Source organism: Aquimarina sp. MMG015 (assembly GCF_018100855.1).
GTDB classification, from domain to species: domain Bacteria; phylum Bacteroidota; class Bacteroidia; order Flavobacteriales; family Flavobacteriaceae; genus Aquimarina; species Aquimarina latercula.
The window spans coordinates 1-1,813 of record NZ_JAGJEB010000027.1 but is presented as its reverse complement, the minus strand read 5'-3'; the positions used below and the strand labels follow the sequence as shown (position 1 = coordinate 1,813).

1 protein-coding gene is annotated in these 1,813 nt (G+C 31.6%); it reads right to left on the bottom strand.

Going from position 1 to position 1,813, the window contains the following annotated elements:
* On the bottom strand, window positions 1-1,560 hold a 1,560-nt coding region (locus tag J8L88_RS23325; protein WP_247666544.1), incomplete at its 3' end, for a BNR-4 repeat-containing protein.
* Window positions 1,561-1,813: the final 253 nt, after the last annotated feature.

Sequence of the window (1,813 nt, the reverse complement as noted above, 5' to 3'; positions counted from 1 at the left end):
AGCTCTTAAGGTAATCGTCTCACCAAGTGTAAACTCTTGATTATTCGATGATGGATTGGTTAATGCAACTTGTGGTGGTTTATTTTCTTCGTTCTTAATTCCTAAATCAATAATCTGTAAGTACAATGGCTGCTTATCTCCTGATTTCTTTTCCATCAAGTAGTAGTACAATTTTCCATCATTGATATAAGGAACACCGAATCTAAATTTCTTTCCATTTGTTGGAGCATATATTCTTGTAAAATTATTTTTACCTCCATCCGCTTTCTCTACGTAAACACGGTCATTATTGGTACCAATGATGTAAATATTATTATCATATGTATATAATTGATCTCCACCCGAAAAATTTGTTGAAGTAATAAAACTTGAACTACCCACTGGCTTATACGTATGTACATTTTTGGTTACGTTATTTTTAGTGTCTCTAACTTTACCAATAATATGTACATCTCCCCTATCTGTAACAGTCCAATCAAAACCTTGTACCATAAAAACTTCATCTTTACCGGTTGCAGAAACCAAATTTCCAGGTTCATACACTTTCAATAAATCAGCGTTAGCAAATGGAATGTTAATTGCTCCTCCTAAATGATCTTTCCATTGACTTTTACCACTTTGGTCATTAGAATACCCATAATAAAAACCATTTTGATACAAGTATTTATCGTTATTGTTTGCACTCCTTCTTTGAAAACCAACTCTAAGTTTACCATTTACGTATTTCATGCTCCCATATAGTCCCCAATTAAATTGTTGACCATTATTTTTAGCATTTAATTTATTAAATTGAGTAAGCTCATCCCATTTTGAAGTACCTGCGTTGTATTTACTAAATACATATGCGCCATTATTATGACCTCCTCTTCTCATATACATAAGTAAGTCTCCACCATCATTTAAAAAAAACTTAGGGTACGTGAGACTTTGAAACTGTTCAGGATCGGAAGTGCCATTTAGACTTACATGGGTATAGTCATTAGTTCCATCCGGAATAAACAAATTCAGTTTAAAATCTGAATCTGAAACAGTAGCGGCATTCTTTTTAGAGTAAGCATATCGGAAGTAATCATTTTTGGAGAATCCTGTGTTCTTATAGGCGTGCATATCATAAAGCATGTGGATAGTTCCATTTTTAGGACTAATACCAACTGCTATTGTATTATGAGATTCTCCTATCCACCATTTACCGTTTAACCCGGTATGAGTATGAGGAAACTCAATAGTTTTAATGACACCTGTACTGGTATTATATCTAGAAAGCATAACATGTCTATTATATTTACCTCCTTTATACCAAGTCATAAAAACAAATTGTTTATACTTCTTAATACAATCTCCATGGGCTGATATCCTATTTCCAAAAAAATAATCATATCCGGACCCATTATTTGGAGCATTTCGATCTACTTTTTTTCCATCGAAAAACAAACCGATATCTGTAATCTTTGTTTCTTCTTCTAATTGAATTTGTGCAATACTATAATAATTAGTTAATAAAAAACATATCAAACAGGCAAAGACTGTTTTTGTTTTATTTGAGTTAGTAAAATAATTCATGATCATTTTGAGGTTAAAAATTTTAATAATGGAAACTAGTCTACTAAGCCACCTTATTTTGACAGCTAAAAAAATGATGTGAAAAAAAATTGTGCTATATCGGTAACCTACTGTTCTACATTTTGATATAGTATACATAGATTGATAATTATCTATCAATCTATGTATACTTGACTAGTTCGGTGGGGTTATACCTATTCCTTATTTAATGAATAAAAAGGATTGTTTCGAGTTCTTACTTCTACTAATCAGT